This window comes from Nonomuraea sp. NPDC004186 (assembly GCF_053603495.1).
Genome location: NZ_JBSGFQ010000044.1, coordinates 58100 through 82184, shown reverse-complemented (window position 1 = coordinate 82184; position 24085 = coordinate 58100). Strand labels below are relative to the sequence as shown.

The 24085-nt window shown below is 70.7% G+C and carries 17 protein-coding genes; 10 read left to right on the top strand and 7 right to left on the bottom strand.

Annotated elements, in window-relative coordinates; all coding sequences use genetic code 11:
* Positions 1 to 58 precede the first annotated feature (58 nt).
* Complete coding sequence (locus tag ACWEPL_RS31965; protein ID WP_363967170.1) at positions 59 to 517, top strand: Lrp/AsnC family transcriptional regulator; 459 nt, start codon at positions 59 to 61, stop codon at positions 515 to 517.
* A gap of 3 nt (positions 518 to 520) precedes the next feature.
* Here the strand turns inward: ACWEPL_RS31965 and ACWEPL_RS31960 are convergent, their stop codons facing one another.
* Complete coding sequence (locus tag ACWEPL_RS31960) at positions 521 to 1759, bottom strand: hypothetical protein (RefSeq protein ID WP_452438381.1); 1239 nt, start codon at positions 1757 to 1759, stop codon at positions 521 to 523.
* Between the two features lie 130 nt (positions 1760 to 1889).
* Here ACWEPL_RS31960 and ACWEPL_RS31955 point away from each other — a divergent pair, with 130 nt between their 5' ends.
* Positions 1890 to 2615, top strand: coding sequence for a class I SAM-dependent methyltransferase (locus tag ACWEPL_RS31955; protein WP_452438380.1), 726 nt, complete (start codon positions 1890 to 1892; stop codon positions 2613 to 2615).
* A 62-nt stretch (positions 2616 to 2677) separates the two neighbouring features.
* Positions 2678 to 2935, top strand: a complete 258-nt coding sequence (locus ACWEPL_RS31950; RefSeq protein WP_452438379.1) for a hypothetical protein — start codon at positions 2678 to 2680, stop codon at positions 2933 to 2935.
* On the opposite strand, the gene ACWEPL_RS31945 is transcribed toward ACWEPL_RS31950, so the two are convergent.
* Positions 2929 to 3582 (bottom strand): adenylate kinase family protein, encoded by a 654-nt coding sequence (locus ACWEPL_RS31945; RefSeq protein WP_350725282.1) that lies wholly within the window; start codon positions 3580 to 3582, stop codon positions 2929 to 2931. The genes ACWEPL_RS31950 and ACWEPL_RS31945 overlap by 7 nt on opposite strands.
* A gap of 313 nt (positions 3583 to 3895) precedes the next feature.
* Here ACWEPL_RS31945 and ACWEPL_RS31940 point away from each other — a divergent pair, with 313 nt between their 5' ends.
* The 3 genes from ACWEPL_RS31940 (at position 3896) to ACWEPL_RS31930 (ending at position 10751) form a co-directional block, all read left to right on the top strand.
* On the top strand, positions 3896 to 5140 hold the full coding sequence (locus ACWEPL_RS31940) for a C39 family peptidase (RefSeq protein WP_363967177.1): 1245 nt from the start codon (positions 3896 to 3898) through the stop codon (positions 5138 to 5140).
* A 141-nt stretch (positions 5141 to 5281) separates the two neighbouring features.
* Positions 5282 to 9544, top strand: coding sequence for a caspase, EACC1-associated type (locus ACWEPL_RS31935; RefSeq protein WP_452438378.1), 4263 nt, complete (start codon positions 5282 to 5284; stop codon positions 9542 to 9544).
* Positions 9545 to 9698: 154 nt separating this feature from the next.
* Positions 9699 to 10751 (top strand): LacI family DNA-binding transcriptional regulator, encoded by a 1053-nt coding sequence (locus ACWEPL_RS31930; RefSeq protein WP_452438377.1) that lies wholly within the window; start codon positions 9699 to 9701, stop codon positions 10749 to 10751.
* Between the two features lie 252 nt (positions 10752 to 11003).
* Here ACWEPL_RS31930 and ACWEPL_RS31925 read toward each other — a convergent pair whose 3' ends face one another.
* Together ACWEPL_RS31925 and ACWEPL_RS31920 are read right to left on the bottom strand one after the other, a co-directional pair.
* Positions 11004 to 11921, bottom strand: coding sequence for an endonuclease/exonuclease/phosphatase family protein (locus ACWEPL_RS31925; RefSeq protein ID WP_452438376.1), 918 nt, complete (start codon positions 11919 to 11921; stop codon positions 11004 to 11006).
* A 167-nt stretch (positions 11922 to 12088) separates the two neighbouring features.
* Entirely contained in the window at positions 12089 to 13378 is a 1290-nt protein-coding gene (locus ACWEPL_RS31920; protein ID WP_452438375.1) for an FAD-dependent monooxygenase, read from the bottom strand.
* Between the two features lie 337 nt (positions 13379 to 13715).
* On the opposite strand from ACWEPL_RS31920, the gene ACWEPL_RS31915 reads away from it, so the two are divergent.
* Positions 13716 to 14309, top strand: a complete 594-nt coding sequence (locus ACWEPL_RS31915) for a hypothetical protein (protein WP_452438374.1) — start codon at positions 13716 to 13718, stop codon at positions 14307 to 14309.
* Between the two features lie 12 nt (positions 14310 to 14321).
* On the opposite strand, the gene ACWEPL_RS31910 is transcribed toward ACWEPL_RS31915, so the two are convergent.
* On the bottom strand, positions 14322 to 15344 hold the full coding sequence (locus ACWEPL_RS31910) for a LacI family DNA-binding transcriptional regulator (protein ID WP_452438373.1): 1023 nt from the start codon (positions 15342 to 15344) through the stop codon (positions 14322 to 14324).
* A gap of 64 nt (positions 15345 to 15408) precedes the next feature.
* Positions 15409 to 16677 (bottom strand): hypothetical protein, encoded by a 1269-nt coding sequence (locus ACWEPL_RS31905; protein WP_452438372.1) that lies wholly within the window; start codon positions 16675 to 16677, stop codon positions 15409 to 15411.
* A 115-nt stretch (positions 16678 to 16792) separates the two neighbouring features.
* On the opposite strand from ACWEPL_RS31905, the gene ACWEPL_RS31900 reads away from it, so the two are divergent.
* The 3 genes from ACWEPL_RS31900 to ACWEPL_RS31890 all read left to right on the top strand — a co-directional run bounded on the left by ACWEPL_RS31900 (position 16793) and on the right by ACWEPL_RS31890 (position 20650).
* A complete protein-coding gene (locus tag ACWEPL_RS31900; protein WP_452438371.1) occupies positions 16793 to 17515 on the top strand; it encodes a TetR/AcrR family transcriptional regulator in 723 nt (240 codons plus the stop codon).
* 286 nt (positions 17516 to 17801) lie between these two features.
* Positions 17802 to 18881, top strand: a complete 1080-nt coding sequence (locus ACWEPL_RS31895) for a serine hydrolase domain-containing protein (protein ID WP_452438370.1) — start codon at positions 17802 to 17804, stop codon at positions 18879 to 18881.
* Between the two features lie 485 nt (positions 18882 to 19366).
* Positions 19367 to 20650 (top strand): 5'-nucleotidase C-terminal domain-containing protein, encoded by a 1284-nt coding sequence (locus ACWEPL_RS31890; protein ID WP_452438369.1) that lies wholly within the window; start codon positions 19367 to 19369, stop codon positions 20648 to 20650.
* A 280-nt stretch (positions 20651 to 20930) separates the two neighbouring features.
* Here ACWEPL_RS31890 and ACWEPL_RS31885 read toward each other — a convergent pair whose 3' ends face one another.
* Positions 20931 to 23963 carry an endo-1,4-beta-xylanase gene (locus tag ACWEPL_RS31885; RefSeq protein WP_452438368.1) on the bottom strand — a complete coding sequence of 1011 codons (3033 nt, stop codon included), beginning with the start codon at positions 23961 to 23963 and terminating at the stop codon, positions 20931 to 20933.
* Between the last annotated feature and the right edge of the window lie 122 nt (positions 23964 to 24085).

Sequence of the window (24085 nt, the reverse complement as noted above, 5' to 3'; positions counted from 1 at the left end):
ATGTGAACACTTGGGCTTGGCGGCTGAGGTTCTTTGCGCCGGACGAAGGGGTTCTCGCATGCCTGATGTGGACGACGTCGACCACCGCATCCTCCGGCTGCTGCGGGAGGACGGGCGCAGGACGTTCTCGGAGATGGCGGACCTGGTGGGGCTGTCGGTCGCGGCGGTGAAGCGGCGGGTCGACCGGCTCAGGGATCTCGGCGTGATCACGGGGTTCACGGTGCAGATCGACTACGGCAAGCTGGGGTGGGGGATCGAGGCGTTCACGGAGCTACGTTATCCGGGCACGACTCCCGTGAGCGAGATCGTCCGCACCGCCACGGACGTGCCCGAGGTGCAGGCGGTGTTCACGATCGCGGGCGACCCGGACGCCCTGATCCACGTGCGGGTACGCGACCTCGGGCACCTGCAGCAGGTCATCGACCGGCTGCGGCGGGCCGGGGACGTGACCGGGACCAAGACGCTGCTGGTGCTCGGCTCGTGGACCCGCGAGGCGCTGTCCCCTCGCGCCCGCTGAGCCTCACCGCTTCTTGCCCGCTTCGGCGGGAGCCCGGTTGCGGGTACGGTCCCGGGCCTGCTCGCGGCGGGAGAAGTGCCATACGAGCAGGCTGATCGCCAGGAGGACGGCGAAGCCCAGGCCGAGCCCCCAGCCCGACACGCCGGCCAGGGGGAGGTCGTCGGCCTCCGACTCCGGTTCCTCGCCGCCGGACTCCGGCCGGGACCCGCGATGGGCGGGTCCCCCGCCGACCCCCACCTGATATCCACCCTCATGGAGACCTTCCGGGTACGGCACCTGGCCGGGCCCGGCCTTCTCCCCGGGGCCCGGCTGACCGGGACCCGGCTGGACGGGCCCCTGGCCGGGGACGGGCTGAAGCGGATCCTGGCCGGGCAGGGGCGGAACGTAACCCTCACCGGGGACGGGCTGCGGAGGCCCGGCGTCGTCACCCGAAGTGGGGCCCGGAACGGGGCCCGGCTCCGCCGTGGCGGACGGCACCGGATCGGCCGTGGGCGCGGGGTCCGGTTCCTTGGGGGTGTCGGGGCTCGGCGTCGGTCGCGGAGCCGGGGCCGGATCGGGTACGGCGGACGCGCAGCCGCCACCCCCGGCGGGGCCCTCCACCGGCGCGTCCTCGGAACCGCCCGTGTTGCCGGGGGCGCAGTCGTCGACGGCGCCGCCGTCCGGGCCTGCGGCCTCCGGACGGCCCCCGACCCGCGCCCGGGTCGGGCTGACCATCCGCGTCGTGCCGCTGCCCATCCCCCAGGCCGTGACCTCGGCGCGGTTGAGGACGTGCGCGCCCTCCGGGACTCCCGGGTCGATCATGACCGGGATCTCGTAGCTCACGCTCTGCCCCGCGGGGAGCGTCAGCCCGGGCCCGCCGCAGGCGACGGCGCCGCCGTGCCTGATGAGGGCGCAGTCGTCGGGGATCGGGCCCGGGATCGCGTTGCGGTCCAGCGTGTCGATGACCGTCACGTTCTGGGCGGCCCGGTCCCCCGCGTTCGTGACGGTGACCGAGTAGACCGACTCCCCGCCGATGACCATCGGCTCCGGGCTGACGGTCCCGATGATCCGCAGGTCCGGGCTCCCGGGCACGTGGAACGCGGCCGGAACCGCGCCGGACAGCGGTGGCGGGGCGGAGCCGTACACTCCGGTCCACCCGCCTACGGCGAGGAGCGCGATGACCGCCGCGATCCCGGGCATGCCCATGTCGTCCCCCCGCCTGACCGCGCCGTGCCGCTCGACCGGGGACGATCCTCCTCTCACCCGCCCCGCCCACGGGGCGGCCCGACCGGAACCATGCGCCGCCATGGCGAACCCTTTGCCCGCCCGGCAGGCGTTCCGCGCTCGACGAACACCCGCCCGCCGCGGATCGAGGACGCGTACCGTCGGGGTCATGCCCGATGTCGCGCGCTACGACGAGATCGCCGACTTCTACGCCGCCGGCTGGACCGACGTCATCGACGACCCGGCCTCCGCGCGCCTGCTCGACCTGCTGGGGCCGGTCGGGGGCACGCGGGTGCTGGAGATCGCCTGCGGCCACGGCCGGGTCAGCCGCGAGCTGGCCCGCCGGGGCGCCGCCGTCGTGGGCGTGGACGTCTCACAGGCCCTGATCGCGAAGGCGAGGGCCGCCGAGCGCGACGCGCCGCTGGGCATCCGCTACCTCCACGCGGACGCCTCCCGGCCCGGCCTGCCGGATGCGTTCGACGCGGTGGTCTGCAACTTCGGCCTCTCCGACATCGACGACCTCGAAGGCGCCGTCACGGCCGCCGCCGGCGCGTTGCGGCCCGGAGGGGTCTTCGCCTGCTCGATCCTGCACCCGTGCTTTCCCGGCGGCCCGGGGGTGTCCGGCTCCTGGCCGGGGGACGCGCGCTACCACGCCGAGGGTTGGTGGCGCGCCGACGGGGAGCTTTCCGCGCTGCGCCGCCAGGTGGGCGCCAACCACCGTACGCTCTCGACGTACGTCAACACCTTCCGCCGCCACGGCCTGTGGGTGGACGAGTTCGCCGAGCCCGAGCCGGCTCCCGAATGGGCGGCGAATCGACCGGAAGCGGCCCACTTCCCCGTGTTCCTCGTCATAAAGTGCGTCAAGGAATTACGGGAAACGGGGGCGTTGTCGTGAGAAATCCGGAGACCGCGGCTCAGTTGGCGGCGCACGGGACGTACAGGGTCGCGTGGATCAGCATGAGCGCCTTCACCGGCACCCTCGGAGCGTTCGCGATGCTCGCGAGCTTCATGCCGACCAATTACGACTGGGACCCCGAGATGCCGGATTACAGCGATCCGGACATGATGACGCTGGCGACCGCGGCGTCGGGTTCCGCCGTCCTCCTGACCCTGGCGGCGATGGGCTTCGTGTGGCGGAGCACGTCGGCGTTCGTCGTCTTCTCCCTCCTCCTCGCCGTCGACCTCTACCGGTTCACCATGCTGATCACTCACTGAGGCGGCGTGTAGGGCGGGAGGTTGAAGCGGGTGCGGATGGTCCGCTGGACCGTCGCCTTGTCCGACCGGGCGTCGACGGTCATCACGTACTCCTTGCCCCTGAACAGCTCCACCACGGGGTCGATCTTGCTGTGGTACTCGCGCAGGCGTCTGGCCAGGGCGTCCGGGGTGTCGTCGGCGCGGGAGACCAGCTCGCCGCCGCACACGTCGCAGCGGCCCTCCTCCGCCGGCCGGTGGGCGATCAGGTTGTAGTCCATGCCGCAGCGCGAGCACAGGCGGCGGGCCAGGACGCGGCGGCGCACCTCCTCGTCCGGCAGGTCCAGGTGGATCACCCCGTCGATGTCGTAGCTCTCCAGGAAGAACTCCGCCTGGCGGCGGTTGCGGGGGAAACCGTCGATGATGAAGCCGTAGTTCCAGTCGTGCTGCTGGAGCCGGTCCCTGACCACGGCCTCCACCAGGTCGTCCCCCACCAGTTCGCCGGCCGCGACCAGGCGGCGGACCTGGGCGCCCAGCTTGGTGTGGTTCTTGACGTGCCAGCGGAAGATGTCGCCGACGCTGATGTGCACGAGGTCGAGGTCGCCGGCGAGCATGGCGCTCTGGGTGCCCTTGCCGCTGCCCTGGACGCCGAGGATCACGTATTTGCGCATATGCCCCACGTTCCCACAACCGACCCAGCGGGATCATGGTCGGGAAGGTGTGTGGTGTGGCGGCACCCGGAGCACACCACACCACACACGTCCATCACCGAGGGGTGAACTGCCAGTTTGCGGATATTTCCGAAATGTGTCAATGAATCATAGAAAGCTATCGGCCCTGGAGGCCGATGCCAACCGTAATAATCAGCCATAACTTGGGGAAACTCTCGCCGAAATATTTCGACACTCGTGAAACTTGCGCAGCGTGAGTTGATACGTAGATTTCCGGATGCTTCACACAGCGGTTGTGCCGGAAGGTGGGTTCATGCGCGCGCTGACCGTGTTCCTGTCCAGCCTGCTCCTCGCCACGACGCTCTCCGCACCCGCCGGGGCGAAACCGCTCGCCCTGACGTCCGAGGTCGTCTTCCAGCGGGCCGACTTCGCCACCGGCACGTACGAGGGCACCACGGCCGGCGACGGCCTGTCGTTCGGCACGGCCGCCGGCACCGTCTCCTACACCGACGCGCTCGGCACCAAGAGCTGGGAGTACGCCCGCTGGACCGGCCCCGAGCGGACCATCGGGTTCGACGCCACCGAGCTGATCGCCTCCTGGACCGCGGACGTGCCCCCGGGCAGCTGGATGCAGGTCGAGGCCCGGGCCAGGAACGCCGAGGGGCTGACCAAGTGGTTCTCGCTCGGCCGCTGGGCGTACGCGGAGGGCGACATCCGCCGCACCTCCGTGCCGGGGCAGGGCGACGCTGACGCGAACGTCTCGGTTGACACGCTGGTCGCGGCGGCGGGCAAGCCCATCACCGCCTACCAGCTGCGCCTCACCCTCTACCGCGCGCCCGGCTCCGCGGTCACGCCGCGCGTGCGCACCTCCGGCGTCATGGCCTCCAACGTGCCCGACCGCAAGACCGTGCCGGTCAGCCCGGGCGGGGGCGCCTGGGGGACGGAGCTCGCCGTGCCGCGCCGCTCCCAGAACGTGCACCAGGGCCACTACCCCGAATGGGACGGCGGCGGCGAGGCCTGGTGCAGCCCGACCTCGACCACCATGGTCCTCGGCTACTGGGACAGGTGGCCGAGCGCGCAGGACACCTCCTGGGTCGACCCCTCCGACCCGAACCCCGAGGTCGACTACGCCGCCCGCTACACCTACGACCACGCCTACCAGGGCGCCGGCAACTGGCCGTTCAACACCGCCTACGCCGGACGCTACGGAATGGACGGGTTCGTCACGCGGCTGCGGTCGCTGACCGAGCTGGAGCAGCTGATCAAGGCGGGCATCCCGGTCATCACCTCGCAGTCGTTCAAGAAGGGCGAGCTGCCCGGCGCCGGCTACGGCACCAACGGGCACCTCATGGCGATCGTGGGCTTCACCTCGTCGGGTGACGTGATCGCCAACGACCCGGCGTCGTCCGGCAACGCCGCCGTGCGGCACGTCTATCCCCGGGCGGACTTCGAGAACGTGTGGCTGCGGAGCTCCAGCAGCGGCGGGGTCACGTACATCATCCACCCGCCCGGCCACGCTCTGCCCGCCACGACGCCGGGGCTGCCCGCCAACTGGTGATCCCCGGCACGGGATCTCGACGGAAGGTCGGAAGGGTGCGTACTCTGGCAACCGGGAGTTGTCGGGGGATCACGAGGCGCGCTCGGAGTGGCGCCTCCTAGTTCGTGCCGCCCGCCGACCTTCCTCGCCGTGGAGCGCCGGATGACCGACGACGAATTCGCGACCGTCGAGAGGCCTAGACCGCGCTGGAACGGTCCACCTCTTCTGCTGTCGTCCGGCGGCGCCCGTGTCCTGGTGGCGGGCACGGGGACGCATCGGCCCGGGTCGCCGCTGCCGGCGGTGCCCGCCGTGCCGGCTACGGTCGCGGACGTCGGGCGCTGCCTGGTCGAGCGCGGCGGGCTGGCGCAGGCCCACCTGACGGTACGGCTGGACCCGGCGACCCCCGCCGACCTGGGGCAGGCGCTGGACCGGCTGGCCCAGGAGGCGACGTCCGTCCTGCTGTTCTACTACGTCGGCCACGGCCTCATCGGCCCGGACAACGAGCTGCACCTGGCCACCCGCGCCACCGTGGACCTCGGCCGCGGCGCGCCCGGGTACCAGGCGCTGCCGTACGGGGTCGTGCGCCAGATCCTGTCCGCGTCGCGGGCCGAGCTCGTCGTCGTGGTCCTGGACTGCTGCTTCGCCGGCCGCGCCCGCGGGGCGTCGTCGCAGGCGGTGGAGCGGGTGTTCGACTCGATGTGGCAGGGGGCGTACCTGCTCACGTCGTCGAGCAGGGACGAGAACTCCTGGGCGCTGCCCGGCGTCCGGCACACGGCCTTCAGCGGCGCGCTGCTGCGGCTGCTGAACGCGGGCGATCCGGCGGGGCCCTCGGTGTTCACCCTGGATCACGTCTACCACAGCCTCGCCCGCAGGCTCCCCGACGCCGGTTTCCCCCGGCCCCGCCGCCAGGCCACCGACCTGGGCGATCGCCGCGCGTTCGCGGTCAACCCGGCCTACCTGGCCCCGCGCTCCCGGCCGGTCCCGCCGGTCGCGGAGCCCGGAGACGAGGCCGGCCCGTACCGGGGACTGGCCGTGTATGGGCCCGAGGACGCGGAGGTGTTCTTCGGGCGGCAGGAGCTGACCAGGTCGCTGGTGGCGCGGGTGCGGGAGGCGTTCGGGAGCGGACGCCCGCTGATCGTGACGGGTCCTTCGGGGGCGGGGAAGTCGTCGGTGCTGCGGGCCGGGCTGATCCCGGCGCTGCGGCACCAGATGGCGGAGGAGCTGTCGTGCGTCGTACTGGCCCCGGGCGCGGATCCGCCGGCGGAGCTGGCCCGCAGGGTGACTCCGGGCGACCGGCGGTTACTGCTGGTGGTGGACCAGTTCGAGGAGGTCTTCACCGCGTGCGCGGACGAGCCGGCCAGGCGGCGCTTCGTCGAGGAGCTGGTCGCGCTCTCCAGGACTGCGGCCGTGGTGGCCTCCGTCCGGGCCGACTTCTTCGGGCACTGCGCGTCGTACCCGGGGCTGCTGGAGGCGATGCAGCGGCCCGCGATCGTCGGGCCCATGACCGTGACGCAGTTGCGCGCCGCGATCGAGGGCCCGGCCGCGCGGGCGGGGCTCTCGCTGGAGCCGGGGCTCACCGACCTGCTGCTCGAAGACGTCGGAGCCGGTGACGTGGAGCGCTCCGGCGGCGTGCTGCCGCTGCTGTCCCACGCGCTGCTGGCCACCTGGCAGCGCCGTACGGAGCGAACGCTGACGATGGCCGCGTACCGGGCCTCGGGCGGCATCGCGCGGGCGCTGGCCACGAGCGCCGAGGAGACGCTGCGGCACCTCGGCGCGGACGTGGAGCCGATCGCACGGGACCTGCTGGTACGGCTGGTGCACCTCGACGAGCAGACCGACGACACGAGGAAGCGGGTGGCCCTGGCCGACCTGGCTCCCGCGGGCGTCCCGCGGCGGGTCCTGGACGAGTTCGTGCGCACGCGGCTCCTCACGGTGAACGAGGACGAGGCGGAGATCGCCCACGAGGCCCTCATCCGCGCCTGGCCCAGGCTCCGGAACTGGATCGAGACCAACCGGGTCGACCTGCTCGTCCGCCAGCGCCTGACCGAGGACGCGGAGACGTGGCAGCGGCAGGGCCGGGACCCGGCGTACCTGTACGCGGACAGCCGCCTGGCGGCGGCACAGGCTGTTGCGCAGGGCGCGCGATCGGCGACCGAGCGGGCGTTCCTCGACGCGGCGCTGCGGCGGCGCAGACGGCGGACCTGGATCGTCCGCCAGGTGATCGCCGCGCTCACGGTCCTCCTCCTCGCTGCCGTGACCGCCGGCGTCCTGGCCCTGCGGCAGACCGCCGAGGTGACCAGACAACGTGACCAGGCCGTCTCCACGCAGGTCGCCGACTCCGCCAACGGCGCCGCCGACGCCTCGCTCGGCGCCCAGCTCTCCCTGGTCTCCTACCGCATCGCCGACACCCCGGAAGCCCGCGGCGCGCTGCTCGGCACGCTGGCGCACCCGGTCGGCGCCCGCCTGATCGGGCACCGGGGCCCGGTCGAGTGGGTGTCCTACCGCCCCGACGGCCGCATGATCGCCACCGCCTCCAGCGACGCCACCGCCCGGCTCTGGAACGTCTCCGACCTCGCCCGCCCCAAGGCCGTGAGCGAGCTCAAGGGCCACGCCGCGAGCGTGGTGAGAGCGGTGTTCAGCCCGGACGGGCGGATGCTCGCGACCGCGTCCGTGGACCGGACCGCCCGGCTCTGGGACGTCTCCGACCCGGCCGGACCACGGGTCCTCGCCACGCTCAAGGGCCACACGAACAAGGTGAGCTCGGTCGCGTTCAGCCCCAAAGGAGGCGTCCTGGCCACCGTCTCCTTCGACGGCACCACCCGGCTGTGGAACATCGCCGACCCCGCCCGGCCCGTCCAGATCGCCCTCCTGCGGCAGAAGTACGTGCTCAACGACGTCGCCTTCAGCCCCGACGGGCGGCTCCTGGCGACTGCGGCGGGCGACGGAAGCACCACGATCTGGGACGTGCTGGACCCGGCGCGGCCCGGCGACCCGACGGTGCTGAGCGCGCCGGACGGCGGCAGCACCTGGAGCGTGACCTTCGACCCCGCCGGCCGCCGGCTCGCCACCGCCTCCACCACCGGCACGCTGTACCTCTGGGACGTCACCGCGGCCAAGCGCGTGGGCACCGCGCGGGGCCAGGGCTCCTTCGTGTACGACGTCACGTTCAGCCCCGACGGCAAGCTGCTGGCCAGCGCCGCCACCGACGCCACCGTCACCCTGTGGGACGTCTCGAACCCGGCCGAGCCGCGGCGCACGACCGCCCTGACCGGGTTCGCGAACACGGTGACCGCCGCCGCGTTCAGCCCGGACGGCCGGACGCTCGCCACGTCGTCGGCGGACACCATGACCAGGCTGTGGAACGTCTCCGACCCCGCCCGCGTCTCCTACCGCGCCGGCCTCGGCGAGCACACCGGCCCCGTCAACGCGCTCTCGATCTCCCCGGACGGCCGCATCATGGCCACCGCGTCCGGCGACAAGACCGTCAAGCTCTGGGACGTCTCCGACCCGGGCCTGGCCAGGTCGCTGTCCACGCTGTCCGGTCACACGGACATCGTCCAGACGGTCCGTTTCAGCGCGGACGGCCGCATGCTCGTCAGCGGCTCCTCCGACAACACGGCCAAGCTGTGGGACGTCTCCCGGCCGGCCGCCCCGAAGCTGCTGGCGACGATCAGGAGGCACGTGAACGTCGTGGAGTCCGGCGCGTTCAGCCCGGACGGGCGGACGGTGGTGACGACGTCGCGGGACGGCCGCACCTACCTGTGGGACCTGGCCGATCCCCGGGCTCCCAAGCTGGTCTCCTCACCGGGCGACGCCGACAACTGGCTGAACGCCGCCATGTTCAGCCCCGACGGCCGCATGCTCGCGATCGGCTCGGGGACCGGGGCCATCCGGCTCTGGGAGGTGTCCAAGCCCGCCGCTCCGCGGCTGCTGGCCAACTACCCCGCGCACACCAACAGCGTGCTGGGGCTGACGTACAGCCGGGACGGGAGGACGCTGGCGTCAGTGGGCTCCGACGGGACGGCCCGGCTCTGGGACCTCACCCACCCCGAGCGGCCGGCGCAGGTCGCGGTCCTGCTGGGGCACACGGGCGCGGTGGGCAGCGTGGCCTTCGCCGCCGACGGGCGCAGGCTGGCCACGGGGGCGCGCGACGGCACCATCCGGATCTGGAACCTCGCCGACCGGACCCGGCCGGTCACGTGGGCGGTGCTCGCCGGGTCCAACTGGGTCAACGGAGTGGCGTTCACGCCGGACGGGAACGTGCTGGCCAGCGCGTCGGGCAACGGAACGGCGCAGCTCTGGAGCATGGACGTGGAGCAGGCGCGGCAGCACGTCTGCGAGGTGTCCGGAATGACCATCACCCGGAGCGAGTGGGCCCAGTACGTGCCCGGGCTCCCGTACAGCCCGCCCTGCCAGGCCGGGTGACGCCGGCCGTGGAGATCGCGCGTCTTGCGCCCGCGGATCTCCCTGGCCATAGACTTCGGTGAGATGGCGTAATCTCCCATGATCCACCCGCACTGCTCCGTCTGCCGAAAACCGTGAAGGGCCGACCTTGTCGCGAAAAGTAAGCACAAAAGGCGTGCTCACCGACGACGAGCGTGTCACGATCCGCGACGTGGCCGCCCGGGCAGGCGTGTCGGCCACCACGGTCTCCAGGGTGATCAAGGGTGACTACCCGGTCGCCCAGGCCACCAGGACGCGGGTGCTGCGGGCGATGCGCGACCTCGACTACGTGCTCAACGTGCACGCCCGCGCCCTGTCGGGGGCGAGCACGAAGACGGTGGCGTTCGTGCTGGACGACGTCACGGGGCCGTCCTTCGCGTACGTGGCCAAGGGCGTCGAGCAGCAGGCCACCGCCGAGGGTCGGCTGTGCATGGTGTGCACCACCCACGGCGACCCGGCCAGGGAGCTGGCCGTCGTGGAGGCGATGCGCGAGCAGCGGGCCGACGCGGTGATCCTGGTGGGGGGCGGCTCGCTGGACGACACGTACCGCGAGCGCATGTCCCACTTCGCCCACGCCCTCGACAAGGCGGGCTCCCGGCTGGTGCTGTGCGGGCGGCCGCCGCTCGGGGACGACGTGCCCACGACCGTCGTCGAGTACGACAACGAGGGCGGCGCCTACGCCATGACCAGCCACCTGCTGTCGCAGGGCCACCGGCACATCGCCCTGCTCGGCGCCTCGTCCCCCGCCGACCGCAGCACCACGAAGGTCGACCGGGAACGCGGGTTCGTGCGGGCGCACGAGTCCTTCGGGGTGCCCTATGACTCCGACCTGGTCATCCCGGCGGGGTTCGGCCGGGCCGACGGCTACGAGGGCACGCGCCGGCTGATCGCGCTCGGGACGCGGTTCACCGCGGTGTTCGCGGCCACCGACATGGTGGCCATCGGGGTGCTGGCGGCACTGCGGGAGGCGGGGCTGCGGGTGCCCGACGACGTGTCGCTCGTCGGTTACGACGACATCCCGTTCGCCGCCGACCTGGAGCCGGGGCTGACGACGGTGCACATCCCGACGGAGGAGCTGGGGCGCACGGCGGTCCGGCTCGCGCTGAATCGCGAGGAACGCCAGCACGTGGTCCTCGGCACCCACATCGTCGTCCGCAACTCCGTCCGTCCCCCGCTGCGAGGGCAGTAGGTGGGCCGGCTGCGCGAATACGCCGAAGACTGGCAGGACCGCTTGTTCGACGCCCCCGACCACCGCGAGAACTGGGGGCTGGTGCAGTTGATCAGCCTCAGTGCCCGGTGACCTGTTATCCGGCCGGGGCCCCGGCCCACGCGTGAGGACCACGATCGGTTCTGCCGGATCGAAGCCGGCGTCCGGCACGGGACGCTCGCGGGCGAAGCCGCGCGTGCCACCTGATCTTTGGGTAACGCGCCGCGTCCTGGATCAGAGGCGGATGTCGGCGGCGATCGGTAGGTGATCGCTGCCCGTCCTGGGCAGCGATCGGATCTTGGTCACGGTCATTCCGCGGGTCAGGATTTGGTCGATGCGCGCCAGCGGGACGCGCGCCGGCCAGCTGAAGGCGAAATCGCGAGGTGGGGCTGCCATCAGCGAGGCGACCGGGCGCAACCCCCGGTCGTCCACGGTGCTGTTGAGGTCGCCGAGCAGAAGGATGCGATCGACCGGCTCGGCTGCCAGCACGGCGCCGAGCCGGGAGGCGCTCTCGTCTCGGCGTACGGAATCGAAACCCCCCAGACCGATTCGCACCGAGGGCAGGTGAGCGACGTAGATCGCGATGTCACCCTGCGGGGTGCGGGCTACCGCGCGCAGGCCGCGGTTCCAGTCTGGGCCGACGCCGTGCGGACGGATGTCCACCAGAGCCGCCTCGGCGAGGGGGTAGCGGGACCAGAGTCCGACCGTGCCTTGCACCGTCCAATACGGGTACTCGACGCCCAACGCGGCGGCCCAGGCCGGGCGCGCCGCCGGCACGAGCTCCTCCAGGCCGATGACGTCCGGCCGGGCCGCGATCAGCTTGCGCGCGGTGCCGGCCGGGTCGGCGTTCTCGTCACTGACGTTGTGCTGTACCGCGACCAGGTGATGCGGCTGGTCCCCGCGGGGCAACAGGTGCCCGCCGAACTGGGCAAGCCAGGCGGCGGTCGGCACCAGCGCGGCCAGCGCGCCCACCATGGAGCGCCGCCACCAGGCCAGTCCGAGCAGCACCGGGACGGCCAGCGCGAGCCACGGTAGGAACGTCTCGGCCAGGCTGCCGAGGTGACCGATCGCATTCGGCACGGATCGGGGGAAGGCGATGACGGTCGCGGTCAGCGCCGCGAGTGCGACCAGGAGTAAACGGAAGATCGGCACGGCGAGATCCTTGCAGGCTTTGGTGCGATCCGGATCACCTCTTGATCATGTCGCGCGTATTCACGGCCATCCGGTGGCAAGGCCCTCCGCAGGTGAGTCCCGCATGAGCGGAGGTCGTCCGGCGGTGTCCCACCAAAGCGTGGTCCCTCTCGACACGTTAGTGACACCTACCGCTTGGCCGACGAGGTGATCGACGATCCGGCCGGGGCTGCGGAGTCCGGCACCCCCGCGTAGTCCGGCAGCTCGATGCCGTTGATCGCGCGCCCGACCAGCTCGGTGAACCATTCGCCGGCGAAATCGGGGCGCGGCTCGGCGTCTACCCCGGGGACGTCGCGGCTGCGGGCGTTCAACCGGCCGATCTCCTGGTTGGCCTCGACGAACGAGCGCATCCGCGCCTCGTAGCGGGCGAACCCGGCATCGGGGTCCCATCCGGCGGCGGCCAGCTCTCCGGCCAGCACGTAGGCGCCGACCAGCGCCAGCCCGGTGCCCTGCCCCGACATCGGCGAGGAGCTGAACGCCGCATCCCCGAGCAGCCCCACCCGTCCACTCGACCAGCGCTCCATCACCACCTGGGCAACCTGGTCGAGGTAGAAGTCCGGGGTGTCGTCCAGGTGCGCGAGAATGTCCGGGGTCAACCAGCCCAGACCCGCCATCCGCTCACGCAGCAGGACCTTCTGGGCCGCGACGTCACGGTAGTCGACGTCGACGTCGGCCGAGGCGAAGTAGAACATGGCCATCGCCCGGGTGGCGTCCTGGATGGGCCGCAGGAGGGCAGAGCGCCCGGACTCCTGATCCTGGTACTCGAGCAGCCAGCGGTCCAGCCCGAACTCGTTGGGCACACTGTAGAAGGCCAGCACGTGCCCGAGGTGGCGGAGGAACCGCTCATGCGGCCCGAAGACCATCGCTCGCAGCTCCGAGTGCAACCCGTCGGCCCCGACCACCAGGTCGAAGCGCCGCCGGTCGCCGCCCGCGAAGACCACGTCGACCCCGTCCGCGTCCTGGGCGAGCCCCGCGATTCGGTCGCCGAAGACGTACTCGACGCCGTCGCGGGTGTCGTCGTAGAGCACCTGGGCCAGGTCCCCGCGCAGGATCTCGATGTCCGCGATGAACCCGTCGCCACCGTCGTCGTCGGCACGGAAGGCCTCCAGCACTTGCCCGTCCGCGTCCACGGTGTGCGCGCCGGCGGTGTCGGTGCACGCCGCGCGCACCGCCGCGTCCAGCCCCATGCGCCCGATGACCTCCCTGGCGACCCCGCGCGCGTCCACCCCCTGCCCGCCGGGACGCAGCTCAGGAGCCCGCTCCACCACGGTCACCTCGGCCCCCCACCGGCGCAGCCAATGGGCCAGCGCGGGTCCCGCGATGCTCGCCCCCGCCACCAACACCCTGGGACCGCTCACCCGCGTCCCCTGCCCGCCGGTCCGGATGGTGTGCTCCTGCTTGGAGTCGTCGACGCTCATCACTGCCTCCATATGCTTCTGTCGGTGTGTCCAGCCGTATCGACCACGGGTCCGCACAAAACTCATCGGCACGACCGAAATCGCGTCCACGCTCCCGCAAACACCCTGAACTCGGCATGTGCGTGCGACGTGCATGGTCATGATCAGGCCGTCAGCTAGGCCGCCACCTGAGAATTCGCCAGATCTGCGCGCAACACAGTGAGACGCTGCGGCCACGGCGTCTTCGTTACTCATCTACAGGATCGCGATGATGCGGGGATCACGCCGGCGTGTGCCACGCCATGCCGGCCACGTCTCCGTTCTCGGCCCAACATTCCTCGTCCCTCAGGAGAAGGCCATGGCAGTCACCCTCTACGAGACCTCCAGCGGCCTGCTCATCCTCGAGCGCTGGGACGAGGTGGCATGGTCCCTTCAGATCGCAGACCGGACGAACCTGATGGGCCGATTCGCCGAACACGCCGAGGCTTGGACCAGAGGCGATTGGGAGCCGAACGAGACCGACGGTTGGCATCCCGCGAGCGTCGACGACCTCGACGACCTCACGGTCATAGCAACGTGGGATGCAGTCCATGGCGTGACACTCCAGGTCCACCGGCACGAGCTTGGCGACGCGGTGCAGGACTACCTGCCTTCCCTCATCGTGAAGAGCTTCACTTACACCCGCGAGAACGCCAACCCGGCCTGGGGCATCGACGTCATCACCATCACGGCCTCCGGAACGGAGGTCATCGAAGAACACACCGTCGACGGCGTCACGCGCAGCGACAGCCATCGCCGGAGCTTCGTCGATGAGTTCGAGGTGGAGCTGCACTTGCGCAGGCGCGACCTTGATTACGCCGGCGAAGGCTACGAGGGTGTCGTTTCCCGCTGCCATCGCATGACGAACAACACCGCGCGAGACTCACTCGCAGTAACTGATCACCAAAAGTGAGTCATGGCCCACCTACTGCCGTGGTGGGGCGGTGGACTCGCGGATGATCAGGCGGGGTGGGACCAGGGAGATGTCCGGTTGCGGCTGGCCGCTCAGTTCGGCGAGTGCCGCGTGGAAGCATGCCCGGCCCAGCCCCACGAAGTCCATGCGTACGGTCGTCAGCGCCGGGGTCCAGAAGGCCGAGCCGGGGATGTCGTCGAAGCCCACGATGCTGACGTCCCCGGGAACGTCCTTGCCCGCGTCGTAGAGCGCCCGCCGTACCCCCTGCGCGATGTCGTCGTTGCCGCACAGGATCGCCGTCACCCCGGGCGAGCGGGCCAGCCGCTCCCCCGCCGCGTACGCCGACTCGATGTCCCACCCGCACCCCAGCACCGAGGGGATCTCCGCTCCCGCCTGCCGCAGCGCGTCGCGCCACCCCGCGTGCCGCCCGCCGGCCCGGCCCTCGGACGGGATGGCCACGTGGTGGACGGTACGGTGCCCCAGGTCGAGCAGGTGCTGGGTGGCGTCGGCGGCGGCCCTGCGCTCGTCCAGCGCGATCGCCACCCGCCCCAGATCGGGTGCGACCGGCTCGGCGGCCACCACGGCCGGGATGTGCGGCGGCAGCGCCTGCGCCACCGCCGTACCCAGCGGGTCGAACGCGATCACCACCAGGCCGCCCGCGCTCGGATCGCTGACATAGTCGACCGTCTGCCGGACCTCGGCCGACTCCACGACCCTGATCCCCAGCGCCACGCCCTCGGTCCTGGCGGCCTCCTCGATGCCCTGCAGGGTGGCGGCGTACCCGTACAGCATGGTGTTGGAGGTCACGACGGTGACGCCGCTGGCGCGGCCGAGGCCGAGCGCCCGGGCGGCCCGGTTGGGGCGGAACCCCAGCCGGTCGATCGCGGCCAGCACCGCGGCCCGGGTGTCGGGCCGCACCCGGGGTGAGTCGTTCAGCACGCGGGAGACGGTCTGATGCGAGACGCCGGCCGCGGCGGCGACGTCGCGGATGCTCGGGACGGCCCCTTTACGGACATGTCGGGGGCTCGTGGTCACGGTCACATGGTAGTCGGGCCCAAGAGCGGAGGTCGGGAGGCTCCAGGTCCCCCGGAAGTGCCGGTCAGTCGGCTCGTACGGGCTGCTGGTAGTTGTTCAGGAGGGTGAAGTGCTCCCTCGACTCCGCCGGGATCGGGCCGATCTCCACGGGAGCGGAGGGGGAGATCAGGTCGGCGCGGTAGAGCTTGGCCGTGGCGGGGTCGTCGTTCTCGTTGGCCGCGATGATCAGGGAGCGGCGGTCCCGGGAGACGGCCGCCGTGATGACCGACGACTCGGTCGCCGGGGCGATCTCGTTCTTCACCTTCACCTCGGTGTGCTGCACGTAATCGATGTCGTTCCGGGCGAGCCGAGGGTTGATCCGCGCGGTGTAGAAGTCGTTGCTCCCGCCGGCGCAGAGCAGGTCGGTGGCGTTGATCCAGGCGAGCGGGTCGCAGTGGCGAAGGCCGCCGTCGCGTACGACGATCTTCATGCCGAACGGCAGTTGGAGCGGAGCGTCCTCATAGCGGTCCACCGTGTTCCCGAGGATGTCCAGTTCGGCCCCTTGGACCAGGTTGATCCCCACGGCCGCCCGGCTGGGGTTCGCCGCGAACCTCCCGGAGGGATGGACGGTGCCCGGGCACATGACGGCGACCGATCCCACGACGCGGTAGAAGGTGTCGTCGTTGCTGTTGGTGAAACAGGCCAGACTGATCTTGCGCGGAGTCAGCCGGCCGTTCGGGTCCGCCGAGAAGTACTGCTGGGAGTCGCGCAGGAACCAGAACGACCCGTCAGGCGCGAATCCGGGGTACTTGTCGGAGAACGTCTCCTTGACGTATCCCTTCTTGTTCGATCTGTCGGTGAGGTCCGTGAACGTCCCGGTGCCGAGGTCGAGCCAGCCGACGTGCGTCGGGTCGCCGCTGGACCGGAAGTCCACCTGGATGGCGACCCGGCGGCCGTCCGGCGAGACCGGGCTGACGCCGGGATCTCCCTCCTCACCGCACAGGCTGCGCACGACGGCCTTCTCTCCGCCCGCCGTTGCGGCGATCTCGGTCAGGAGCGGCGCGAGCGTCACGCTGGAGAAGCTCGCGACACCGGTACGGAAGGCGTCGTCGTAGGCCGTGGCCCGCCACCCGTCGTCATTCCACGAGCAGGCGACCGGCCCCTGGGCGGCGAGCACGGCCGGAAGGCTCTTCGCCGCCTCGGCCAGTGCCGTCTTCCTGGCGTCCGGAGTGGGGGTGGAGGCGCGCGGGCTCGGCTGGGACAGGGCGACGGGGCCGGAGGCCGCCGAACAGCCGGTTGCCGCCAGGAGGAGCGCGACCGCCGTCGCCGGCCAGCCACCGCTACGGGAACTCATCCAAGATCTCCTTCACGCCTTCAATGATGATCCTTAAAAGAGTGAATACCATTAACCATGTGTCGCCCATTCACCGCAAGTGGCCGCGGCAGGCGAGACCAGACAAGATGGTCGGGTGACAGCGTTGACGCGACGGGAACGACTGCGGGCCGAGCTCGAACGCGACGCCAAGGCCGCCGCCCGCAGGATTGCCGCGGAGGAGGGCATCGAGGGCCTCACCCTCGCCGCCGTGGCCCGCGGCGTCGGCGTGACGCCCCCGGCCCTCTACCGCTACTTCAACGGCAGGGCGGGCCTCATCCGCGCCATCTACGACGACATCACCGCGGAGTTCATCGACACCGTGGACCGGGCCGCGCGGCGCCAGGACCCTGACGACATCAGCGCCCAGCTGCACGCCGCCACCCAGGCCGTGCTCGACTGGTCGCTGGCCAACAAGGTCGAGTTCGACCTGCTCATGGGCGCCGGGTTCGCCAAGATCGCCGAGTCGGAGGAGGGCATCCCGGTGGTCATCGCGCGCGAGCTGGGCGGCCTGTTTGGGAAGCTGTTCGCCCGCCTGTGGAACGAGGGGCGGCTGACCTGCCCGGCGGACGAGGAGATCGACCCCGTCCTGGCAGCCCAGTTGCGCACCTACCGCTCGGAAGTCGGCCTGGAGTTCCCCATCGGCGTGGTGTTCCTCATGGTCGTCTGCTGGCGGCAGATCTACGGGCTGCTCTGCATGGCCGTGTACGGGCACCACAAGTTCGCCTTCGACGACCTGCAGCCGCTGTTCGAGCACATGATCGACGACCTGCTCGGCCTCCTCGGGCTCAAGCGGAGCCCCAACCTGCGCCTGCGGTGAAAGGGGCTCCTCCCGCAGGTGACCTCAGCCGGCGGGTTGAGGTCACCGACGCCGGGCAGCCGGATCCCGGCCTTCTTGCAAGCGGGTCAGGCCGGTCGGCTCGGTAGGCGTCAGTATGGACGAGGCCAGGAGCATCAGCCTGTCGGCGGCTGCGGAGCCGAGCGTGATGATCAATATCAGCGGGTGCTTGGCCTCGGCTCGGGGTGGACAAGGTAGGGAAGACCTCCGCCCCAACAGGCAGGTAGGCATGACTGAACATGAGTGATCTTCCCGCCACATTGGAGGCATGAAGAGATTGCTCGCCGCCGCTGTCGCCGGCTGTCTGGTCATCGCCCCTGTGGCTCCCGCCTTCGCTGCCGCCGCAACGCCCTCGCCGCAGTCCCGCCTTGACCTGCTCACCACCGACGACGGCATGGCGGGCGCGTTGAGCCAGGTGCGGACCGTGGGCGGCACGACCGTGACCCTGCATTCCGGCACCGCGGAGCGGGGCACCGGCCAGCCGATGATCGGCCCGGAGGGCCGGTTCCGGATCGCCAGCGCGAGCAAGCCGATCATCGCCGCCACCGTGCTGCGACTGGCCGATCAGAAGAAGATCGACCTGGACGCGCCGGTGGAGCACTATCTGCCCGGCGTGCTGCGCGGCAGGGGCGACGGTGCGGCGATCGACGGGCGGAAGATCACCGTGCGGATGCTGCTGCAGCAGACCAGTGGCCTGCCCGAGTTCCTCGACGCGATCGAGTGGAAGGAGCCGCTCCCGGACTTCCTGCGGGTGGCGCTCGCGCTCAAGCCCACGCCCCGCGGCTCGTTCGCCTACGCCAACACCAACTACCTGGTCCTCGGCATGATCGTGACCGAGGTGACCGGCAAGGACTTCCGGCAGGCGAGCCGAGAGCTGATCTTGAAGCCGTACGGGATGCGGGACACGTACTGGCCGGCCAAGGGCGACTACGGCATCCGCGGCCCGCACGCCCACACCTACGGGGTGCACCCCGGCCGCCCGCAGGACGGCGAGGTGGATCTGACCGACCGGCTGCCCACGTACGAGTTCGGGCCCAGCGGCGGTCTGGTCTCCACCCCGGACGACCTCAACCGGTTCTGGCGCAAGGCCCCGCTGGGCAAAATGACGGCCAGAACGGTGCCGGTCGAGCAGGAAGGCTGGCCCGAAGGCGCCCGCTACGGCTACGGGGTGGCCCGGATGGAGTCGGGCTGCGGCCATGCCTACTTCGGCGCCGGCGACATGCCGGGGGCCGCGGTGTTCAGCGGCCGGGACCGGGCCGGGCGCGCGGCCACCGTCTACGTCACGGGCGTCCCCGAGAAGCGGCAGCACCTGATCGACGCCTTCGTCGCCGCCATGTGCGACCGCTGAGTCTGTCTGCCGGTTCCTCAACCCCGCACCAGGTGCAGCTACTTTGGAGCTCGTCGCACGAACCCGAGTAGAGGGCCCGGATTCGAGCTGAAGGCTTCATCAGGATGAACCCATCAGTGTTCGGCCTTCATAGGCCGTATGAGCGCTTGGGTTCGTGGCGACTCGCGGGGTCCTGGTCTTCGGCGCGGCCATCCGTCCGTCGATGGCATGCCTTTACGGGGGCATTGCGGGAACGCCCATTTCCCTTTTGTATCGCACCATATTGTTATTCTGCGGTGATAAAACTCTGCCAGGATTCTTCGGCCAAGATCAATGAGAGGAATCCTGTGAGACTGTTAACTAGGGCCGGGCACCGGATCAGTGCACTGGTGGCCGTTGTCGCCCTGGCTTCCGGTGCGTTCGCCTCGGGTGCACAGGCCGCCCCGGAATCGATAGTTTTCGGGGCCGCTTCCGCGGCGCCGAAAAGACACACGGGCACCTGCCCGGTGAGCGTGACGCTGTCCACCACGGTGAAGGTGAAGGCGCCTGTTGCGCTGAAGTACCAGTGGACCTTCAGCGACGGCGACAAGAGCAAGATCAAGACGTACCGGATCGGTGGCAAGGGCGTCAAAACCATCCGCCTGTCCACGTCGCTCAAGGTCGGTGGCGATGTCACCGGCTGGGGTGCCGTCCGTGTGATCAGCCCGGCGACGAAGACCTCCAAGAAGGCGTCGTTCGCCGTCACCTGTAACGATGGCGACGAGAACACCGGCGACGTCTTCGACAGCGTGAACACCTCCGTCGAGTACGTCAATGCCAACGCCACGCCGACCCCCACGTCGAGCCCGAGCCCGACCTCGAGCCCGGCTCCGACTCCGACTCCGACCGGGACCGAAACCCCGCTCCCGAACCTGGTGCAGAAGGCCCGCATCGCCTTCGAGCGCACCACCGCGTCGAAGTGTCCGTTGACCTTCAAGCTCCACGGTCGGCTTGAAGGGATCCCCGCGGGTGCGCAGTCGATTCAGTACCGCCTCGTCGGCGCCAAGGACTGGAAGACGCTCAACGTGCCGGCCGAACACGGCCCCGTCTACAACGCCGTGCTTGAGACGCTGAACTGGGACCAGGAGTCGACCACGTACTCGGTGCAGATCGAGTTCAACCAGGCCAGCAGGCTCAAGACCAACATCATCTACTACTTCGAGTGCGCCGGGCCGAAGGCGAGCACTCAGATCGGCGACGCCGCCGGCGACATCAAGCGCGACAGCTGGGGCAGCGGCCCACTGGCCGAGCTGGTGGCCGACGCCATGCTCGAATCGGTCCAGCCCGTGTCCGGCGCGCAGATCGCCCTGGTCAGCAAGTACGCGGTCCGCTCGCCGAACGCCGAGATCAAGAAGGGTCCCGTCACGTACGGGCAGCTGTACGCCACGCAGCCGAACGGGCTCCACGTCGACACCTGGTCCATGAGCGGCTCCCAGCTCAAGTGGCTGCTGGGGCACGCGAGCAAGGAGCGGGGTGTGCTGACCCCGTCCGCCGGGCTGCGCTACAGCCTGGCGAACGGAGAGATCACGGAGATCACGCTGAACGGCGCGCCGGTGACCGATACTCAGGTGATCAAGGTCGCCGCGAACTACATCCTGGCCGGCGGCTGGGAGGGGTTCCCGCAGTGGAAGTGGCCCAACAACAGCGTGGCGCACAGCGGGCCTGACGACCGGGGTGCGCTGGCGTCGTACTTCGCCGACCACTCGCCGATCAGCGCTCCCAAGGGGGACCGCGTCACGGTTCGCGGATGAATTTCCTAGGCGTACGCATTCCTTAGGCGTAGCGTGCGCTGTTCTCCGGGCGGAAAGCATTCCGTCCGGAGAAAGCCTGGCTTCTGACCCGGGGCCCGCGCCACGCGAAGATTCCGCGCCACCATTGGCGCCGGCTCCGGCCTGCTCGTTTTCGCCATCTGCGCCAGACGAATATGGCCCCTCTCGACTACGCAACGGTCAACTCTGGGGTTATTTCACAGTCCGGGGTGGGCATCGGCAGGCCCACCCCGGTAACCAGGCGACGGGAGGGTGGCGCCACCTACCCCTGGGTGAGCCGGAGGACGCCCCAGTGGCTGGTGTCCAGGTAGCTTCGGCCGGTGTTGTCGTTCCAGGTCACGGCGCTGGTACGGGCGGTGCCCGTGGCGTCGTTGACCTGGGCGTCGAAGCCCAGCAGCGTCCCCGGTGCGAGTGTGATCGTGGGCAGCTCGATGGCCGCCTCGACGACGTACCCGCCGGGCACCGTCCTGGTCACCGCCTTCACGTGGTCCTTCACCCCGCCCGCGTCGAACGTCCCGCCGACCGTGATCCGGCCCGAGAAGCTGATCCGGTACTGGCCGTCGTCGTCCTCGTAGCCCTTGGTCTTGCCGTTGCCCGGGTCCACGAAGATCTCGACGGAGTCCTGCTCCCACGAGTTCGGGGACTCTTCGCTCAGTGTCGGATCGGCGACCTGGGCGAGCACGTACAGCGTGGATCCGCTCCACAGCGAGCGCACCTTGGCGGTCGCGCCGGACGTGCCCTGGATCCAGGTCGCGGTGCGGATCTCCGGCGCGGCCGACCAGGCCCGGTCCACGGCGCCGTCGAGCACGGGCGTGCGGTGGGCGGCGGAGGTGAGCTTGACCGCAGGTGCGGCGGTCACCTTCCCCGTCCAGGAGGTGCTCGCGCCGGCGGAGTCGCTCACGGTCACGTCCGTGTTGGTGCCGGTCGCGATCAGGGCCTCGACGCGGTAGCCGGTCGGGGTCGGCCGCACCGCCGCCTCGGGGCCGCCGGTCCATCCGACGGCGTACGAGGTGCCGGTCCGCTCGACGGCGTGCGGGGTGTCGGTCCCCTGGACGACGTGCGGGGTGCCGGTCCCCTTCGCGACGTACGAGCCCCCGGTTCGTTTGACGACGTACGAGGTGCCGTCGACCGTGAACGTCACCCGATCGTCCTTGCCCGCCGTCGGATCCGTGACCTCGGCGAGCACGTACAGCCCCTTGCCCGACGAGCGCGCCTGGAACCCGGCCGACACGTCGCCCACCCGCGCGATCGGCGAGTCCGGCAGCAGGTCCCACTCGAGGTCCCGCCTGCCGTCCACCTTGGGCGTCCCGGCGGGCGCCTCCAGCCGGCGCACCGGCGGGGCCAGCCGCGACGGGTCCACGACGCCCCAGTAGGCGGGCTTGGCCTGCAGGTCGTCGTCGAACAGCAGCGGCGCGTTCAGCCGCGGGATCGGCCACGACCGCAGCCAGCTCACGTCGTCGGACTCGCCCCAGACGGTCACGGAGCTGAGCTTGGCGGCCTGCCGCCGGAAGACGTCGAACAGCTCCTTGTAGCGGTGGCCCTGCTGGACGAGCAGCTCGGGCGGGATCGTGTCGTACGACGACACGAAGTCCGTGTAGACGCTGACGTCCAGCTCGGTGATCTGCTGGTCCACCCCCAGCGTGGCGAAGCGCTCGATCGTGGCCTCGACGGAGGAGGCGGGCGGGTGCTCGATGTTCAGGTGGAGCTGGTGGCCGACGCCGTCGATCGGCACCCCTTCCGCCTTGAGCCGCTTGACCAGCGCGTACAGGGCCTCGCGTTTGCGCGGGAACTCGGTGTTGTAGTCGTTGATGAAGAGCTTGGCGTCCGGGTCGGCCTCGTGGGCGATGCGGAAGGCGGTGCGGATGAAGTCGAGGCCGGCGATCTCGTACCACTTGGAGCGGCGCAGGCCGTCGGGCTGGTTCTCGTCCACGACCTCGTTGACCACGTCCCAGGCCGCGATCTTGCCCTTGTACCTGGTCACGAGCGTGCGCACGTGCGTCTCCAGGCGCTTGAGCAGCAGCTCCTTGTCGGCGTTCTGGAAGACCCAGTCGGGGGTCTGGCTGTGCCAGGCGAGCGTGTGGCCGCGGATCGTCATGCCGTGCCGGGTGGCGAAGTCCACCAGGAAGTCGCCGTCGGCGAAGGTGAACTCACCCTCACGGGGCTCGGTGGCGTCCCATTTGAGCTCGTTGCCGGGGGTGACGCCGCTGAAGTGCCTGGACAGCAGCTCGCCGTGTACGCCGAGCGCGTCGGGCCTGGTGAGCGCCGAGCCCATGACGAACGGCACCTTGTCCTTGAGCGCGGGGATGTCGGTCTGGATCGGCTTGGGCTGGATGTACTTCATGGAGAAGTCGTCCAGGTAGAAGGGGAACGTGCCGGTGTCGGACTCGACATAGACGCTGAGGAAGTCGACGTCGTACGCGAGCGTGTACGTGCCGGACAGCTGCACCCACTCCCCCGCCGGCACGTCCTTCGGCGAGACGACGCGCTCGTAGCTGGGGGTGCCGCCGGTCCTGCGCTCGATCGACAGGCCGAGCCGGCCCGCCGTGGCCTCCGGTCCGAGCCGCACCCACACCGACAGGGCGTATTTGTCGCCCTTGGCCATCCGGCCGAACACGTTGAGGGCGGGACCGTCCCAGGAGGCAGAGCGGCCGCTCACGGCCAGCGAGCGGCTGCCCGCGTGGGCGGCCTCCGCGCTCGGCAGGAGGGTGGCGGCGGCCCTGGGCGCCCAGTCCTGCGCGGTGCCGTCCTCGAAGTCGCTGCTGACGGGCTCGCGCGTGGGGTCGCCCAGCGGGGTGACGACGATGTCGTCCAGGTAGAACTCGCCGGTGGCGTCGGAGCTCTCGGCGTAGAGCTGCACGTCGGCGGACTCGGCGGTGAACAGGTAGTTGCCCGACAGCCGCGTCCACCCGCCGTCGGTCACGGTGGCCGCCGCGACCCGCTCGTACGTGGTGCTGCCCCCGGTCGGGGTGCGCTGGACGGTCAGCGCGATCGTGGCGGCGGGCCGGCCGCTCACCTGCCGCGCGTACGCGGTCACGGTGTAGCCGACACCCCGGACGAACGGCGCGGCGATGGACGCGCCGTGCCACGTGGCGATCCGGCCGGCGGTCAGGAGGCTGCTCGTGCCCCCGTGGGCGGCGTCCGGCGTCACCGTGACGGAGACGCCATCGCCCCGTGGCCCCCATCCCTGGGTGGTGCCGTTCTCGAAGTCGTAGGCGAGGTCCGCCGCCGCGTGCGCGGAGAGCGCGGGAACGAGGCATAACAGGGCGGCGGCCACCAGGGCTCGAAGGGTGCGCACGATGCTCCCGATGAAAGTTTCAGCGAAGCGCCGATAAATATCAGGCGGACTGTAGATCGGCGCGCTCCCATGGTCAAGATCACCCATAATCTTGCAATCGCTTGTTGCAGCGTGGTGCAGTT

Coding starts and splice junctions, on each gene's coding strand:
- ACWEPL_RS31945 (WP_350725282.1), bottom strand. CDS start 3,582: ATGCGCAAATACGTGATCCTCGGCGTCCAGGGCAGCGGCAAGGGCACC.
- ACWEPL_RS31935 (WP_452438378.1), top strand. CDS start 5,282: ATGACCGACGACGAATTCGCGACCGTCGAGAGGCCTAGACCGCGCTGG.
- ACWEPL_RS31905 (WP_452438372.1), bottom strand. CDS start 16,677: ATGAGTTCCCGTAGCGGTGGCTGGCCGGCGACGGCGGTCGCGCTCCTC.
- ACWEPL_RS31955 (WP_452438380.1), top strand. CDS start 1,890: ATGCCCGATGTCGCGCGCTACGACGAGATCGCCGACTTCTACGCCGCC.
- ACWEPL_RS31895 (WP_452438370.1), top strand. CDS start 17,802: ATGAAGAGATTGCTCGCCGCCGCTGTCGCCGGCTGTCTGGTCATCGCC.
- ACWEPL_RS31915 (WP_452438374.1), top strand. CDS start 13,716: ATGGCAGTCACCCTCTACGAGACCTCCAGCGGCCTGCTCATCCTCGAG.
- ACWEPL_RS31965 (WP_363967170.1), top strand. CDS start 59: ATGCCTGATGTGGACGACGTCGACCACCGCATCCTCCGGCTGCTGCGG.
- ACWEPL_RS31950 (WP_452438379.1), top strand. CDS start 2,678: ATGAGCGCCTTCACCGGCACCCTCGGAGCGTTCGCGATGCTCGCGAGC.
- ACWEPL_RS31940 (WP_363967177.1), top strand. CDS start 3,896: ATGCGCGCGCTGACCGTGTTCCTGTCCAGCCTGCTCCTCGCCACGACG.
- ACWEPL_RS31920 (WP_452438375.1), bottom strand. CDS start 13,378: ATGAGCGTCGACGACTCCAAGCAGGAGCACACCATCCGGACCGGCGGG.